The following is a 14509-nucleotide window of genomic DNA, read 5'->3' on the forward strand; positions in this document are numbered from 1 at the left end:
GGTGAATGGTGGTCCTGTAGTCGTGGCCAAGTTGGCGCTCAGCAGAGCGGCCATCATCGACTGCATCCAAGTTGGTGGCTACGCCTTCAGACCAGAGGGAAGCCTTGCTGACAGAACTCCGTTCGTATGGTGACCTGCCTACTCCGGCCGCTTGAAGATTGAGTCGTCCCTCGGTGCTCCTCGTCGCGGACGCACCGGGGCGTCCTTGGGTTCGTCATCCTCGGGTGCGGGGCTGGCGCTCCTCCGTGAGGCAGCCGGAGCGAGCCCGAGCGCTGGGTCGTGGGCGGGTTCCCGGACGGGTTCCTCGTCCTTCTCGTGGGGGTGTTCGTAGCGCCCCCTGTCCGCCCTGTCCTCCGTGGGCTCGGAGGCGGGGGTGGAGTCGGCCACGGCGCGGCCGGCGGTGACCGAGATGACTCCCACGGCGGTCGTCAGCGGTACTGCCAGGACCAACCCGATCGAGCCGATCACGGTGCGCAAGATCTCGCCGGCGAACATCTCCTGGACCAGCATCTGGCGGATGGGCTGGTGGTAGACCTCGATCAGGAGCAGCACCGAGAGAGCCGCACCCGCGGAGGCGAAGGCGATGGTGTACACGGTTGAGGCGATGTGGTCGCGTCCAATGCGCATGGCTGAGCGGTAGAGCTCCCAGGGACGCTTTTCCGAGCGGGAGAGCTCCCAGACGGCGGAGGCCTGGGTAATGGTCACGTCGTTGAGCGCCCCCATCGCACCGACGATGATCGAGCAGACCACGATCGATGTCAGTTTCAGGTCCGGGGCAGAGGCGGCGAGCATGAAGTCGTCCTCGTGCACGACGCCGGTGAGGTGGGCCCAGCGCGTCCCGATGACACCCAGGATGGCCGCCACGAGCAGGCCGAACAGCGTCCCCACCAACGCAGTCGTGGTGCGCACCGTGAACCCGTGGGAGGTGTAGAGCACCACGAACATGATCGCCGCGCTGCCGACGACGCCGACGAGCAGCGGGTCCTTGCCCTGCAGCAGGTTCGGCATCATGAACTGGGTCAACATCCAGAAGGCGAAGCCCAGGCCGAGCAGGGAGAGCACACCGCGCACCCTGGCCACCGCCACGATCGCCACCGCGAAGAGAATGACGAAGAACAGCAGCGGGGTGCTGCGCTCGAAGTCGATGAAGGAGTAGATGGTGGCGCCCTCGACGGGCACCCGATACATCCGCACCTGCTGGCCGGGTTTCGCACCGGATTCGTAGACCGGGGAGGAGATGTCGAACTTCGTGCTCTGCCCCTTGTCAGGGCCATCGTCGATGGTCACCGTCAGTGTGGCGCAGACGGAGGTGTCGCCCGGGAAGCTGCCGGCCTGGTTCTCGCAGGTGAGGGGAGTGACCTGCGTGATGGTGCCCCTCTGGATGGTCGTCCCGGGGACCTGCACCGTACCGGTGTCGGTGCGGATGTGGGTCTCCGAGCTCTTGGGCCACATCCAGACCAGGGCGGCGAAGGTGGCGACAGCGAGTGGGATGAGCGCCGCGATGAGGATGCGCATGGCCGAGCGCTGGTGCAGCTTCTGCTCCGGTGTCAGCGCGACCTCGTCGGCGTCGTGCGAATGACCATGCCCCATGGCGGCTCCTCTCAGACGGGTCCGACCCTACCTGTGAACAACTGTCGACACACGGGTGAGTTGTCCACAGGTTTGCTGCTCGGCTGGGTTCTGTCAGGGGTGGTGCCTAGTGTGGTCGGCGATGGAGAGAACACGCCTCATCCCGGGTATGGCCGGGTCCCTGGATGCCCTGATGGGGCGTTTGCAGCGCGGGTACGGTGACCCGACGCTCCGACGCCTGTCCGGGCGCTGGTGGCGTACCTCGACCACTCCTGAGGGGCCTGCACTGGTCTCTCTGGTCACCGAGGGGGACGCGGTGCGGGCCACCGGGGTCGGGGACGGTGCGCGGTGGGCATTGGAGCAGGTGGACGGTCTGGTCGGGGCCCGGGATCATCCCGGGGACTTCGTGACTGACCATCCCGTGCTGTGGCCGGGGTTGCGGCGCGGAGAGGTGCGGTTGTCGGCCACCGGGATGCTCGCGGAGGCGCTGGCGCCCAATGTGATCGAGCAGAAGGTGACCGGTGCCGAGGCCTTCACCAGCTTCCGACGCCTCGTGCGTCGCTTCGGGACGCGGCCGCCGGGCGCCGAATCCGTCGACCACCCGGCCCACCGCATGGCCTGTCCCCCCGACGCGGCGGGCTGGGCACGGATCCCGATCTGGGAGTTCCTGCAGGCCGGAGTGGAGGAGCGTCGGGCGAGCACGGTGCACCGGGTGATGATGAAGGTTCCCAGCATCGAGCGAGCCCTCGGCGCTGACCGGGATGGGGAGAAGCTGGAGCGCCTGGTGCGGAGCGTGCCGGGCATTGGGCCGTGGACCGCGGCCAAGGTGCGTCAACAGGTGCTGGGGGACGCGGATGCCTGGTCGATCGACGACTACCACGTGCCCGGCCTGGTCGTCCACCATCTGGGGGGCGAGAACGCCTCAGTGGTCCTGGAGGAGTTCAGGCCGCATCGCTACCGGGTGGAGTTGGTGCTGCTGCGGCTGGGGATGCCCGAGCGGCACGGTGCGCGACGCACATTGCCCACCCACCTGCCGGTGCGGGGTGGCTGGCGTGGCTGACCGCGAGCGTGAGGCGACCTACCTGGCTGAGGACAGGATGGCCCGGGTGGCGAGGAATGGTGCGCCCATGGTGGTGGGTGGACGGCTGGTGTCGGTGGAGCCGGACGTGAAGTTCACCGCCCTGTCCGAGGCTGGCCTGTTCTGCACGCTGACCTGCCTGGAGCTCGGGCTCCCGCCGGTGGACGTACGGCTGCGGCGTGGGGAATCCACGTCGCACTACTCGCCTGGACATGGTGGTGGAACGGCAGAGATTGCGCTGGCGAGTTGGGGGGCGTGGCGCTCGGTGGTGCTGCACGAACTGGCGCACCACGTGCTGGCGTCCCGGGGCGACTCCGAGGTGGAGGCTCACGGCTCGGAGTTCAGACGGGCACACCTGGACCTGCTGGTTCATGTGGGGCTGGCGCGGCAGGCGCAGGAGTTGGAGCGAATGTTCACTGAGGCGGGATTGAGGCTGGCATGACGAACGGTGTGGATTCTCGGGCGGGCAAGGGCTTGCTCGTGGTGGGGAAGCTCCTGCGCAAGGCGGAGACGACCGACTCGGCCGAGGAGGCGGAGGCGTTGCTGGCCAAGGCCCAGGAGCTGGCAACCCGCTACTCCATCGACCTGGCGGTGGCCCGGTACGCGACGGCTGAGGCAGAACGCCGCGAGCTGGTGGAGGAGCGCCAGGTCCAGCTGGGCACACCGGGCCAGAAGCACCTGAGCCTGTACAACCTGCTGTTCACCAACATCGCGCGGCTCAATGACTGCTCGGTGTTGCTGCGGGGCACGGAATCGGTGGTCTACCCGGTCGGTTTCAGCTCCGACCTCGACACGGTGGAAGCGCTCTACCGATCGCTGGTTGCCCAGATGATCCGTGAATCCGAGGACTGGCTGGCGACCGGGGAGTATCGGCGCGCGCAGATGCACAAGGTGACCGCACGGGGCGTCTTTTTCACCGGTTTCGTGGAGCGGATCGTGAAGCGGCTGGAGGCCGTCCATGCTGAGGTCGTCGAGGACGCCTTGAGTGAGGCGGGCCTCCACGGCGTCGGCACTGTCGGTCCATCGCCCGGGGGCTCCGAGCTGTCCTCGACCGCGCTCGCGCTGCGGGCGAAGAAGCGGGAGGTGAGCGAGTTCCTCTCGGCGTCCTACCCCAGGCTGGGCAGCCGCACCACGCGACTGCGGCGCCGGACCGGCGAGGGGGCTCGTCGGGCCGGGGCGGCGGGCCGCGCCGCCGCTGATCGGGCCCATCTGCGAGGGCAACAGAGCGTGGGTCGCTAGGGATGTCCTCGGCTAGACGATGTCTTCTGGGGGCACGGCGGTTCCGGGCAGCATCATGGTGAACTCCGCCCCGCCCTCGGCGGCGTGGCCGGCTTTCACCCAGCCACCATGGGACTGCACGGTATGTGCCACGATCGACAGGCCCAGACCGGTGCCGGGGGTGTTGCGCGCCCGGTCGGAGCGATAGAACCGGTCGAAAACGTGGGGCAGGTCCTCGTCCGCGATGCCCGGACCCTCGTCGGAGATGCGCAGGATGTCGCCCTCGAGGTGGACTCGGACCGTTCCGCCGGGGGGCGAGAACTTCACGGCGTTGTCGAGCAGATTGGTGACCGCGCGTTCCAGGGTGTCGGATTCGCCCATGATGAACAGTGGGTCGAGCTCGACGTCGAAGCGCAGCCCCTGGCCACGCCGACGAGCGCGGGTGACGGCGGCTCGGACCACCTCGGCGAAGTCGAGCGCCTCGGGGGCAGGGGTGACCTTGTCCTCCCGCGAGAGTTGGACGAGGTCGCCCACCAGGGAGGTGAACTCGCCGAGCTGTGCCGCCACGTCCTGGAGAATCTCGTGGCGTGCCCCCTCTGGCAGCATGTGGCGTGACTCGTCGGCGACCAACAGTTCCACGTTGGTGCGCATGGAGGTCAACGGCGTGCGCAGCTCATGGCCGGCGTCCGCGATCAGTCGCTTCTGGCGCTCGCGTGAGGAGGCCAGCGAGTTCACCATCGTGTTGAACGAATCGGTGAGGTTGCCCAGATCGTCGGTTGCCGAGGTCGGGATCGGCTGCAGCTCGTCGGTCTCGGTGATCCGGGCCACCGCACGGGAGAGCTGACGAATGGGGGAGAGGGCCTGGTTGCCGACCACCCACCCACCGATCGCGACGCCGGCGACCCCGACGATGCCCACGGCCAGCAGGACCAGCCAGAGCTGGCGAAGGGTTTCCTCAGTGCCGGTGAGGGGACGGGCCACGACCAGCGCATAGCTCTGGTCGTCGCGGGTGAAAGGCTGGGCAACCACGCGGAACTGTTGCCCGGTCGCCGAGGTGACCGTGTGCGGTTCGGAGACCAGCTGGGTGCTGGCTGCCGCCAGTTCGGTGGGCCCCGGGGACAGTGAGGTCGCCGCTCCCGGAATTGCCGAGATGGTCCCATCTGCTCGCACAACGAGCAGGCTGACGCCGGCGATCGCTGCCGTCTCGGCGCTCAGGCCGCCCAGGGACTGCGGGTCCTTCTGCACCGAGGACTGCATGGACTGGGCCACGCTGAGCAGTTCGTTGTCCAGTTGGCGGTACAGCGACCATCGGGTCGTGACATAGGCGGTGGTGCCCACAGCGAGCACCACCAACGACAGACTCAGGACCGTCAGGGCGGTCAGACGTCGACCCAGGGGAATTGCGGACTCGCGGCGAGGGATCCAGCGTCTCCAGTGAGGGATGCGCATCAGCGGTTTACGGAGGCGTCTCGCGCAGCACGTAGCCGATGCCGCGGACGGTGTGGATCAGACGGGGTTCGCCCTCACCCTCGGTCTTGCGGCGCAGGTAGCCGATGTAGACCTCGAGGGAGTTTGCGGTGGTCGGGAAATCGAAGCCCCACACCTCGTTCAGCAGCCAGCCCCGGTCGAGGACCTTGCGCGGCTGGTCCATGAAGACGTTGAGCAGGGCGAACTCTGTGCGGGTGAGGCTGATTCGGCGCCCGCCGCGGGTCACCTCGCGGGTTTGCGGGTCGAGACGGAGGTCCTCGAAGACCTTGATCTCGGGGTTGTGCTCCGGCTCATTGCGGGAGCGTCGCGTGAGCGCGCGCAACCGGGCCTGGAGCTCGTCGGCAGCGAAGGGCTTGACCATGTAGTCGTCGGCGCCCGCGTCGAGACCGTCGACACGGTCGTTGACGGCGTCCTTGGCGGTGAGGATCAGGATCGGGACGTCGTTGCCGTTCTGGCGCAGCATGCGGGTGGCCTCGAGGCCGTCGAGGCGGGGCATCATCACGTCCATCACCACGGCATCGGGGCGGATGGCGGACAGCTGGGCGAGGGCCTCAAGACCGTCGGAGGCGGTGGTCACCTCATAGCCGTTGTAGCGCAGGGTTCGCGCCAGTGAGTCACGCACGGCCTGGTCGTCATCCACCACCAAGATCTGCATGCAGCCAGCCTACCCTGCGCCCCGACAAGAGCTGCTGGACGGTTTCGCTGCCAGCCGAATCGAGCCCTTGTGTGGGAGTAGAACAGGCGTACTATTGATGCATGGTCGACTCAGAGACGTGGACGCAGCGGGTGGAGCGTGCCGGCGTGCTCGCTGCCCAACTCGCCCAGGTCCACTCCGATCTCGTCGGGCTGGCCACCGAGCTGCTGACGGACGGGTCGTGGGCCGGTGTGGGAGTGCGCTCACCCGAGCACTGGTTGCAGGTGTACACCGGGCTCTCGCTGGCGCAGGCACGCCACCTGGTGCGGGTGGCTGAACGGGTTGAGGAACTGCCCACCACGACCGGCATGCTGGCGGCAGGGCGGTTGTCGCTGGACCAGGCCGCGGTCATCGCCGACCACGTCCCCGCCGACTACGAACAGCAGGTCGCCGAGCTGGGCGAGACCCTGTCGGTGACCCAGCTGTCCCGGGTGGCGGCCAAGTACCCCTATGAGCGTCCAGTGCAGCGGTGGGAGCATCCCAGGCGCCCGCCCGCCGAACGTGAGTCGTTCCTGACCATGTCGACGACCAATGGCAGGTTCCGGCTCCGTTTCGAGACCAATGAACTCGACGGGGCCCTGGTCGAGCAGGCCATCCGTGAAGCCAAGGACGCGCTCTTCACCGCGGGTGATGAACGGGCCACCCTGGCGGATGGCCTGGTCGAGGCCTGCTCCCGTTCGCTGGCGGCGACCGAGTCCCCGAACCGTCGCGAGCACTACAAGATCGTCCTCCACCTGGACACCGACACCCGTACCTGGATCGGACGCAAGGGCGCCATCCCCAGCTCACTGGCCGATGCGATCACCTGTGACGGCGCCGTGACGCCGATCTGGGAGACCGACGGACATCCGGTCAACGTGGGCCGTTCGCAGCGCATCGTTCCCCTGCGCAATCGTCGCCTCGTCGAGGATCGCGATTCCGGCTGCCGCTACCCCGGCTGCCACGCCACCGGCCACCTGGACAACCACCACCTCGTGCACTGGAACCAGGGCGGGTCCACTGATCTCGACCAGCTGGTGTCGCTGTGCAGCCACCACCACAACTCACATCATCGGGGTGACTACTCGATCACGGGCAACCCGAACACTCCAGATGGCCTGGTCTTCCTCGACCGATGGGGCTTCCGAATCGGGAAGTACCTGCCCCAGCATCCGATCGAGGCGCCTGACAGGCCGCCGCCTGATCGCCGTCACCGAGGGGTCGGTGGTGCCCTCCGCGGGGAGAGACTGGACTTGGGCGCGGTCTACTTCCGTGACCCCGGTGACGACCCCTGACCGGGCGGGGCACTGGTCCGTCCGGGTACTGGTCAGTCCGGGTACTGGGTCCGCACCATGACGCCCGAGGCCTCACGGTTGAACCAGCGGATGCGTCCGCGTCCGTAGTGGGCGGTGCGGCCGGTGATCGGGTCCACGACCAGGCAGGTGTCCTCGTCGATCGCGACAGCGGTCCCCGACCAGTGCTGCTCGAGCGCGGTGATCGCCACCGACTCGGTCTGCCAGGTGTCATTGTGCGCAACCAGCGTGGGGGTGATCAGGGCCAGCCCGTCGACGACCTCGACCTCCTCCAAGCCCTCGGAGGCCAGCTGGTTGGCAACCTGATGGCCACCCGAACGCCAGCCGCCGACCCAGCAATGGCGCGAGGTCACGTGGGCTCCGGCAGAGAACCCGAGCCAGGGCACGTCCTCGCGCACCAGCCGCGCAAGTTCTGCGCGCTTCGGCTGCAGGCCGCGCAGGTAGCTGGGCGTGTGGCCGCCGGCCACGATGACCCCATCGACGTCCGCCAGGCCCTCAGGCCACTCGGTCTCATCCGCGCCATCCTCACCGACGGGCAACAGGTAGATCTCGCTGACCTCGCAGTGGGGCAGCCGATCCAGCAGGGGTTGGGTGTAGTCGGGAGCGAAGGAGGCGACCTCCTCCGGGCGTCCTGCCGAGATATAGGCGACCCTTGCAGAGCGCCCACGCGCACGCGCTCCCACGCTGGCCGCGAACACGTCGTGCACATCGGACAGGTTCTCGGAAGGGCCACCGCCGACCAGGAAGAGCGTCATGGGCCCAGCGTATCGGTGCGCTGGGGGGAACGCTCAGGCCGAGGACTCGGCCAGGTCGTTCAGAAGAGCGGGCATCGCTCTCTCCAGTACCGCCAGGGTGTCCTCGAAGTCGGTCATGTCGCCGTACCAGGGGTCGGGCAGGGGTGAGCCGGGTACCGACTCCGGATCGAAGTCCGTCATCAGCGCGGTCCTGGGCACGTCGACACCCAGAGCGGCGAGGCGATCAAGGTGGTACTGCTCCGCGGCCACGATGAGGTCGACATCCTCGAGCAACGTCGCTGTCAACTGGCGGGCATGGTGGTCATGGACGTCGTATCCGTGGGCGCCCAGCACCTTTGCTGCGCGGGAGTCGATCGGATTGCCCGACTCCTCAGCGCTGACCCCGGTGCTGCTGAACTCGGCGTCAACACCCTCCCGGTCTGCGGCGGCACGGGCCACGACCTCGGCCATCGGGCTGCGGCAGATATTGCCCCAGCAGAGGAACATCACATGCGGACGAGTCATGACCCCATCCTGCCAGCCGCTAACGTGACGCCATGAACCTCTCCGGACGCAGCTTCCTCAAGGAATTCGACTTCACCCCCGAGGAATGGACCTCTTTGCTCGACCTCGCCGCCGACCTGAAGCGCGAACGCCGCGAGGGGACCGAGCGCCAGAGTCTGTCCGGCCGCACCATTGCCCTCATCTTCGAGAAGCCCAGTTCGCGCACCCGCTCCTCCTTCGAGGTCGCCGCCTTCCACCAAGGGGCACACACCACCTACTTCGACCCCAGCGCCTCCCACATCCGCGGCAAGGAGTCCATCGTCGACACCGCGCTGCTGTTCGGTCGCATGTTCGACGCCATCGAATACCGCGGCTACGGCCAGGACACGGTCGAGGCGCTCGCCGAATACTCCGGCGTCCCGGTCTGGAACGGACTGACCGACGAATGGCACCCGACCCAGACACTTGCCGACCAGCTCACCATCCGCGAGCGCGTCACCAAGCCGCTCAACGAGGTCACCATCGCCTACCTGGGGGACGCCCGCAACAACGTCGGCAACTCAGTTCTCGCTGGCGGTGCGCTCATGGGCATGGACGTGCGCATGGTCGCGCCGAAGGACTTGCAGAACACCGACGAGGTCGTCGCCCAGGCCCGGGAAGTCGCCGCACGGACCGGTGCCCGCATCACGCTGACCGACGACGTGGCTGAGGGCGTCCGGGATGCAGATGTGGTGTACACCGACGTGTGGGTGTCGATGGGCGAACCCAAGGAGGTCTGGGCCGAACGCATCGACCTGCTCAAGGGCTACCAGGTCAATACCGAACTGATGCGGGCCACCGGCAACCCGGACGCCATTGCGATGCACTGCCTCCCGGCCTACCACGACCGCGACACCACGGTCGGTGAGCAGGTCTTCCAGATGACCGGCATGGACGCCCTCGAGATCACTGATGAGGTCTTCCAGACCCAGCGCGACGTCATCTTCGACCAGGCCGAGAATCGGATGCACACGATCAAGGCGGTCATGGTCGCCACCCTCGGACGCGACTGAGCTCGCTGATCGCAGGAAAGAGTGAAGGGCCCGTCGGCATCTCGCCGAGGGGCCCTTCGTTCAGGCTGGGATCAGTTCACGGGATCAACGCTGGCCGGTGCTGGGCAGCTTGCCCGGCTTGCCGTTGTTTCCCTGCCCCGGCTTGTTGCCGGCGGCCACCTTGACGGTGGTCGGCAGCTGGATGATGGTCTTGCCGGCCTCGGTCTCGATGCGCAGGATGGCAGCGCCGTTGGTCAGGCCCGACTTCTTGGCGAGCGTGACGTCCAGGGTGGCGATGCTGCCGTCGACGACCGCAGCGGTGCCGACCAGAACGTTCTTGTCACCCTGGACGACGTAGGCCTTGGCGGTGGTGTTCTTCACGGCCTCGAGACCGGTGGAGTCGAGGGTGTCCTTGGCGACGCCGTCAGTCTTGGGGACGCCGATGCCGGTCACCTGGGCGGTCACACCCTCCTCCAGGGTGGTGGGGAAGGACTTCACCGAGACGCCCTGGTGGGCGTAGGAGGGGGAGATGGTCTTCTTGGCCTTGACCCAGTCCACGAAGGCGGTGAGGTCGACCAGGCCGGTGTCCCTGGTGTTGGTGCCCTTGCCGAACTCGTGGAAGTTGTCGCCACCGGCGATCAGGAACGAACCGGAGGCCACGGTGTAGAGCTTGGCCATGTCCATCGGGGCCCCGTTGATGGTGATCGAGGTGATGCGATCACCCTCGGCACGGGTCTCGTCGTAGGTGTAGGTCACGTTCTGCGAGACACCCAGGCGCAGGAAGGCGCGAGAGGGGACGGCGCCCTCGGCGTCACGCTGCCACTGCTGCTCGAGCACCTTCTTGAACTGCTCACCGGTGACCTGCGTGGTCATGATGGTGTTCGCGAAGGGCAGGGCCAGGGCGGCCTCCTTGAGGGTGATGTCGCCCTTGTCGAAGCCGGCGCGGGTGCCGCCGGGGTTCTGCAGGCCGATCACGTCCTTGTCGCCGGCGCCGACGGCCTCGTGGAAGAACTGCGCCACCAGGTTGTTCATCGGGGACTCGAGGTCGCGCTGGTCAGGCTTCATCAGGCCACCGGCCAGGCTGATCGGAGCAGTGGCCGAGGCGACGACCTCGGCGCCGACGACGTCGGCCTGCTCCTTGGCGGCCAGGGCGATGCGGTCGATCTCGGCGATCGCGGGCAGCGAGGTGTCGGCCTTGCCCTCCTTGATGTCGAGCATCTGGGCCTGCGGGGTGCCGCAGGCACCGCCCTTGGAGTTCACGGACAGGGTGACCTGGGCGAGCTTCTCGCCATAGGAGCTGGCCTGGAGCAGAGGGACACCAGTGTTGGAGGTGGTCCAGGTGTAGGTCTGGTGGGTGTGGCCATTGAAGACGACGTCCACTGAGGGATCGACGTTGCTGTGGATCGAGGCGAAGGCTGCGCTGGAGGCAGCGTTCGCGGCGGCGGAGTCCTTGCCGTTGGCGGCACCTTCGTGGATCTCGGCGATGACGACCTCAGCCTCGCCATTGGCCTCGTCACCGTCGCTCAGTGCCTTGGCGTAGGTGTTCACGGCCTGGACCGGGTCGCCGATCTTCAGGCCCTGGATGCCTGCGGGGGAGACCAGCGAAGGCAGGTCTCCGGTCACGGCGCCGATCACGGCAACGCGGACGCCGTTGACGGTCTTGATGGTGTAGGGCTTCAGCGGCGCGGGGACCGTGCCGTCGGTACCGGTCACGTTCGCAGCGAGGTAGGGGAAGTCCGAGGTCTTCGCGACGCGACCGGAGAGGTCGCTCCAACCCTTGTCGTACTCGTGGTTGCCGGTCGCGGAGGCGTCCACCTTGGCGGCGTTGAGGATCTTCAGGGTGGGGTTGTCGTCCTGGGAGGCCGACTCGAAGGTCGATCCGCCGATGTTGTCCCCATTGGACAGCAACAGGACGTTCTTGCCAGCAGCGCGAGCCTGCTCGACAGGAGTGAACAGCTTGCCGGCCTCCAGGATGCGTCCGTGGAAGTCGTTGAAGCTGAACACCTCGAGCTCGAAGGAGCCGGTGGTGCACTCGACCATGGACAGCGCCCGGGTCGTGGTGGCCGAAGCGGTGCTCAGGCCACCGGCGAGCAGAGCGGTGCTCACGCCGAGGGCCAGGGCAGCGCGTGCCGTGATGGAAGCCATGATTCTCCTCAGGAAGGGCTGTGATGCGGTTCAGGCCGACGCCTGAAGGTTCTCCAAGGCACACCCCACACCCTGGAAGCAGTTATGGCAATGCCCCAGGCCCTGATTTCACGGGCTGTTCACTTGGACGTCAGCTCGATCAGCGCTGGTTGGCGTCCTTCTGGGACGCACCCATGCCGTGCTCGATGCCCCACGCGACTGCCTGTGCTCGTCGTTCGACGCCCATCTTGCGGTACGCAGAACGGATATAGGACTTCACCGAGTTGGGGCTGAGGTAGGTGGTGGTGGCAATTTCCGCATTGGTGTGGCCACGGGTGATCATCGCAACCATCTCGGCCTCGCGCTGGGTCAGGCCAGCCGCCCGCCCCGGCCACTCGCCGTCGCTGGACGTGTCGGGTGAGGTATCACGCGTGGCCGCCGGGCGGGGGCTGATCACGCGCTGACCACTGTGGATCTGTTCCAGCGCGGCCACCAGGGCGCCTGCGCTCAGCGTCTTCGACAGGACTCCCGAAGCGCCTGCCTGGAGGGCTCGGGACAGGAACTCGGGCTCGAAGGTCCAGGTGTAGAGCGCCACGCGTCCGACGCTGTGATCCGCCAGCAGGGCCTTGATCGAGCTGAGCATCTCCTGATCGCGTCCGAAGCTGTCGAACAGCGCGATGTCCACCGGCGAGGACACCGGTCGGCGTACCGACATCTCCACTACGCGGACACGATCGCTGAACGGGAGCAGCATGCGGCGCAATCCGTTGACCACGAGCTCATAGTCATTGAGGATCGCGATGGTGATGGGCGCAGGCACTCCGCCACTATGGCACAGCGCCTGTACGACTAGGCATTTCGGGGGCCCCGCCGCGAGACGCCTCACCCTTGGGGGTGTAGAACGCCCACCGGGGCACGCACGCCAACGATGTTATCTACCATTGGCACCCCGCTGCGGGCGCCGGGCTTCAGGCGAAGAGCCGAGTCCCGTTCCACCCGGTGCCGGCGATTCGCCGGTTCACCAGGCGCCCGGACGTGGTCTCCCAGCTGTACAACGTGCCGTCGGGGGCCCGGCCGAGGACGTCCGGCCTGCGGTCGCCTCCCAGGTCACCGGGGCTGTGGAGGACGCTCCAGCCGGTCCAGCCGTGGCCGATCTGGGTGGTCTTCACGACGCGTCCGCCCCCGGTGTAGTAGACCAGCAGGAGGCCCTTGTCATTGGTGGCGAGGAAATCCCGGCTGCCGTTGCCGTCCTGGTCGCCGATGGCGGTCATCATGCGAATGCTCCCCCAGCCCGACCCGATCAGCGCCATGCCGCTGATCCCGCTGGCTGACAACGTGTACCTGGCGAGGCGTCCGGCATTGGGTCCGGAGGTGATGATCCCCACGATCTCGGGTTTCTTGTCGCCATTCATGTCACCGACCACAGTGAGGTTGCGCAGACCGTTCCAGTTCCAACCGATCTGGCGGGTGTAGCTGAAGTGGCCCATGCCGGAGCCGGTGTAGAAGTAGATGCCGCCGTTGCTGCGGCGTCCGATGAGGTCGTCGCGCCCGTCGCCGGTCAGGTCGGGGACGCGGCTGGCCCAGGTGAAGTCCGACCAGCCGGAGCCGGTCTTGGCGCCCAAGGTGAGCCGACCAGGGCGAACCCCCTTGTAGAGGCGCATCGCACCGGTCTGGTCCACCGCGACCAGGTCACCGGTGTTGTCGCCGGTCTGGTCACCCGGGGTCGTCGTGACGGCTGCCGAGGTGGTCATCTCGAAAGCACCCGACTGGGTGCGCGCCGTGGTGCCGTCGGGGGAGAACAACGAGGCGGTCCAGCTCCCGCTGACGTACGCTCCGGCCGGGACCGGGCGCTGCGGGATCAGCACGATCTGTCCCCGGGTGCCGAGGTCCTGGGTGTCGGTGACCACGCAATGGGGCACTGCCCGGCCGTCGACGCGCACGACCGAGCTGGTGACCTCGGTGCGCCCATAGACCGAGGGGTCGAACTGGATGGTGATCGGGAACCCCCAGGAGGTGCTGGTCATCCCGCAGTTCTGCGTGTAGAAGGGGCTCAGTTCCGTGGGCATCGCTCGCAGGTCGACATTGTTGCCGCGCGGGAAGACGATCGGGGTGGGATGGGAGGTCTCGCCACCGACCGGCAGCCACATCACCATCACCGCGCCGGATCGGGTGAACGCGACCTGGTTCACGCGCGGGTTGAGCAGCCCGTAGTACTGCGCCAGCGGGTCAGCCACCAGGAAGTCGACCATCGCGGAATAGGTCCTCAGCCAGCCCCCGACCGCCTCGGTCTGCGGGGCGACGGCCGCCCCGGCTGTCGTGTAGCCGGGCAGCCCGGCCTCCTCGCCGTAGATGTTCAGCCCGCTCACCGACCAGTTCCTCGCCAGGTAGTTGGCGTGTGAGGTCACCGCAGCGGTGGGGGCGGTCAGCGACATGGGACGCAGCCCAGCGCGCGAGCGGTGCGCATTCAGCCTCGCCAGCGCCGCGGTCTCCTCGCTGCTCGCTGCCGCCGGGGCCAACCGGCCGCTGGACGCCGGGGCAGCGGCGCTGGCCGGGCCCATCGGGCCGCGGGCTGCGCGGCTGGTCGGGTCGACATCCCAGCTCTCTGCGGCCGATGCCGGGCTCACCAGTGAGAGGGTCGCGGTGAGGGTCAGGGCCAGAAGGGTGGCGAGACGGCGGATCGTGGGCATGGCGGCTCCATTCCGGGGGGATTCCGAGGTCACTGTAGGTCACCGTTTCGGTCACCGCACCTCCGCCTCAAGCACGCCTCAAGGGTCCGG

General features: G+C 67.6%; 13 protein-coding genes. 5 read left to right on the top strand and 8 right to left on the bottom strand.

Translation table 11 applies throughout. The features are described 5' to 3' along the window. Positions 1–138 precede the first annotated feature (138 nt). Positions 139–1590 (bottom strand): YibE/F family protein, encoded by a 1452-nt coding sequence (locus M3G03_RS01030; RefSeq protein WP_259807439.1) that lies wholly within the window; start codon positions 1588–1590, stop codon positions 139–141. Between the two features lie 121 nt (positions 1591–1711). Here M3G03_RS01030 and M3G03_RS01035 point away from each other — a divergent pair, with 121 nt between their 5' ends. Genes M3G03_RS01035 through M3G03_RS01045 form a run of 3 tightly spaced genes read left to right on the top strand, consistent with a single transcriptional unit; the run spans position 1712 to position 3886 of the window. Next, positions 1712–2629, top strand: a complete 918-nt coding sequence (locus tag M3G03_RS01035; RefSeq protein ID WP_259807440.1) for a DNA-3-methyladenine glycosylase — start codon at positions 1712–1714, stop codon at positions 2627–2629. Further along, entirely contained in the window at positions 2622–3089 is a 468-nt protein-coding gene (locus M3G03_RS01040; RefSeq protein WP_259807441.1) for a hypothetical protein, read from the top strand. Before M3G03_RS01035 ends, M3G03_RS01040 begins: the two co-directional genes overlap by 8 nt. Continuing rightward, complete coding sequence (locus tag M3G03_RS01045; RefSeq protein WP_259807442.1) at positions 3086–3886, top strand: DUF2786 domain-containing protein; 801 nt, start codon at positions 3086–3088, stop codon at positions 3884–3886. The genes M3G03_RS01040 and M3G03_RS01045 overlap by 4 nt, the downstream gene beginning before the upstream one ends. Before the next feature lie 12 nt (positions 3887–3898). Here the strand turns inward: M3G03_RS01045 and M3G03_RS01050 are convergent, their stop codons facing one another. Continuing rightward, positions 3899–5266, bottom strand: a complete 1368-nt coding sequence (locus tag M3G03_RS01050) for a cell wall metabolism sensor histidine kinase WalK (protein WP_259807904.1) — start codon at positions 5264–5266, stop codon at positions 3899–3901. A 55-nt stretch (positions 5267–5321) separates the two neighbouring features. Continuing rightward, entirely contained in the window at positions 5322–6008 is a 687-nt protein-coding gene (locus M3G03_RS01055; RefSeq protein ID WP_259807443.1) for a response regulator transcription factor, read from the bottom strand. Positions 6009–6109: 101 nt separating this feature from the next. On the opposite strand from M3G03_RS01055, the gene M3G03_RS01060 reads away from it, so the two are divergent. Further along, positions 6110–7321, top strand: a complete 1212-nt coding sequence (locus M3G03_RS01060) for an HNH endonuclease signature motif containing protein (protein WP_259807444.1) — start codon at positions 6110–6112, stop codon at positions 7319–7321. Positions 7322–7353: 32 nt separating this feature from the next. Here M3G03_RS01060 and M3G03_RS01065 read toward each other — a convergent pair whose 3' ends face one another. Both M3G03_RS01065 and M3G03_RS01070 read right to left on the bottom strand, forming a co-directional pair. Then, entirely contained in the window at positions 7354–8094 is a 741-nt protein-coding gene (locus M3G03_RS01065) for a Type 1 glutamine amidotransferase-like domain-containing protein (protein WP_259807445.1), read from the bottom strand. Between the two features lie 33 nt (positions 8095–8127). Further along, positions 8128–8598 (bottom strand): low molecular weight protein-tyrosine-phosphatase, encoded by a 471-nt coding sequence (locus tag M3G03_RS01070; protein ID WP_259807446.1) that lies wholly within the window; start codon positions 8596–8598, stop codon positions 8128–8130. A 32-nt stretch (positions 8599–8630) separates the two neighbouring features. On the opposite strand from M3G03_RS01070, the gene argF reads away from it, so the two are divergent. Next, a complete protein-coding gene (argF, locus tag M3G03_RS01075; protein ID WP_259807447.1) occupies positions 8631–9629 on the top strand; it encodes an ornithine carbamoyltransferase in 999 nt (332 codons plus the stop codon). Between the two features lie 84 nt (positions 9630–9713). On the opposite strand, the gene M3G03_RS01080 is transcribed toward argF, so the two are convergent. The 3 genes from M3G03_RS01080 to M3G03_RS01090 form a co-directional block, all read right to left on the bottom strand. Then, positions 9714–11753, bottom strand: coding sequence for a bifunctional UDP-sugar hydrolase/5'-nucleotidase (locus M3G03_RS01080; protein WP_259807448.1), 2040 nt, complete (start codon positions 11751–11753; stop codon positions 9714–9716). Between the two features lie 139 nt (positions 11754–11892). Further along, on the bottom strand, positions 11893–12552 hold the full coding sequence (locus M3G03_RS01085; protein WP_259807449.1) for a response regulator transcription factor: 660 nt from the start codon (positions 12550–12552) through the stop codon (positions 11893–11895). Between the two features lie 148 nt (positions 12553–12700). Beyond that, complete coding sequence (locus M3G03_RS01090; RefSeq protein ID WP_259807451.1) at positions 12701–14419, bottom strand: VCBS repeat-containing protein; 1719 nt, start codon at positions 14417–14419, stop codon at positions 12701–12703. Between the last annotated feature and the right edge of the window lie 90 nt (positions 14420–14509).

The organism is Aestuariimicrobium sp. p3-SID1156 (genome assembly GCF_025144225.1).
In the GTDB taxonomy this organism is placed as follows: Bacteria; Actinomycetota; Actinomycetes; order Propionibacteriales; family Propionibacteriaceae; genus Aestuariimicrobium.

Coding starts and splice junctions, on each gene's coding strand:
- M3G03_RS01070 (WP_259807446.1), bottom strand. CDS start 8,598: ATGACTCGTCCGCATGTGATGTTCCTCTGCTGGGGCAATATCTGCCGC.
- argF (WP_259807447.1), top strand. CDS start 8,631: ATGAACCTCTCCGGACGCAGCTTCCTCAAGGAATTCGACTTCACCCCC.
- M3G03_RS01035 (WP_259807440.1), top strand. CDS start 1,712: ATGGAGAGAACACGCCTCATCCCGGGTATGGCCGGGTCCCTGGATGCC.
- M3G03_RS01090 (WP_259807451.1), bottom strand. CDS start 14,419: ATGCCCACGATCCGCCGTCTCGCCACCCTTCTGGCCCTGACCCTCACC.
- M3G03_RS01045 (WP_259807442.1), top strand. CDS start 3,086: ATGACGAACGGTGTGGATTCTCGGGCGGGCAAGGGCTTGCTCGTGGTG.
- M3G03_RS01080 (WP_259807448.1), bottom strand. CDS start 11,753: ATGGCTTCCATCACGGCACGCGCTGCCCTGGCCCTCGGCGTGAGCACC.
- M3G03_RS01030 (WP_259807439.1), bottom strand. CDS start 1,590: ATGGGGCATGGTCATTCGCACGACGCCGACGAGGTCGCGCTGACACCG.
- M3G03_RS01060 (WP_259807444.1), top strand. CDS start 6,110: ATGGTCGACTCAGAGACGTGGACGCAGCGGGTGGAGCGTGCCGGCGTG.
- M3G03_RS01055 (WP_259807443.1), bottom strand. CDS start 6,008: ATGCAGATCTTGGTGGTGGATGACGACCAGGCCGTGCGTGACTCACTG.
- M3G03_RS01065 (WP_259807445.1), bottom strand. CDS start 8,094: ATGACGCTCTTCCTGGTCGGCGGTGGCCCTTCCGAGAACCTGTCCGAT.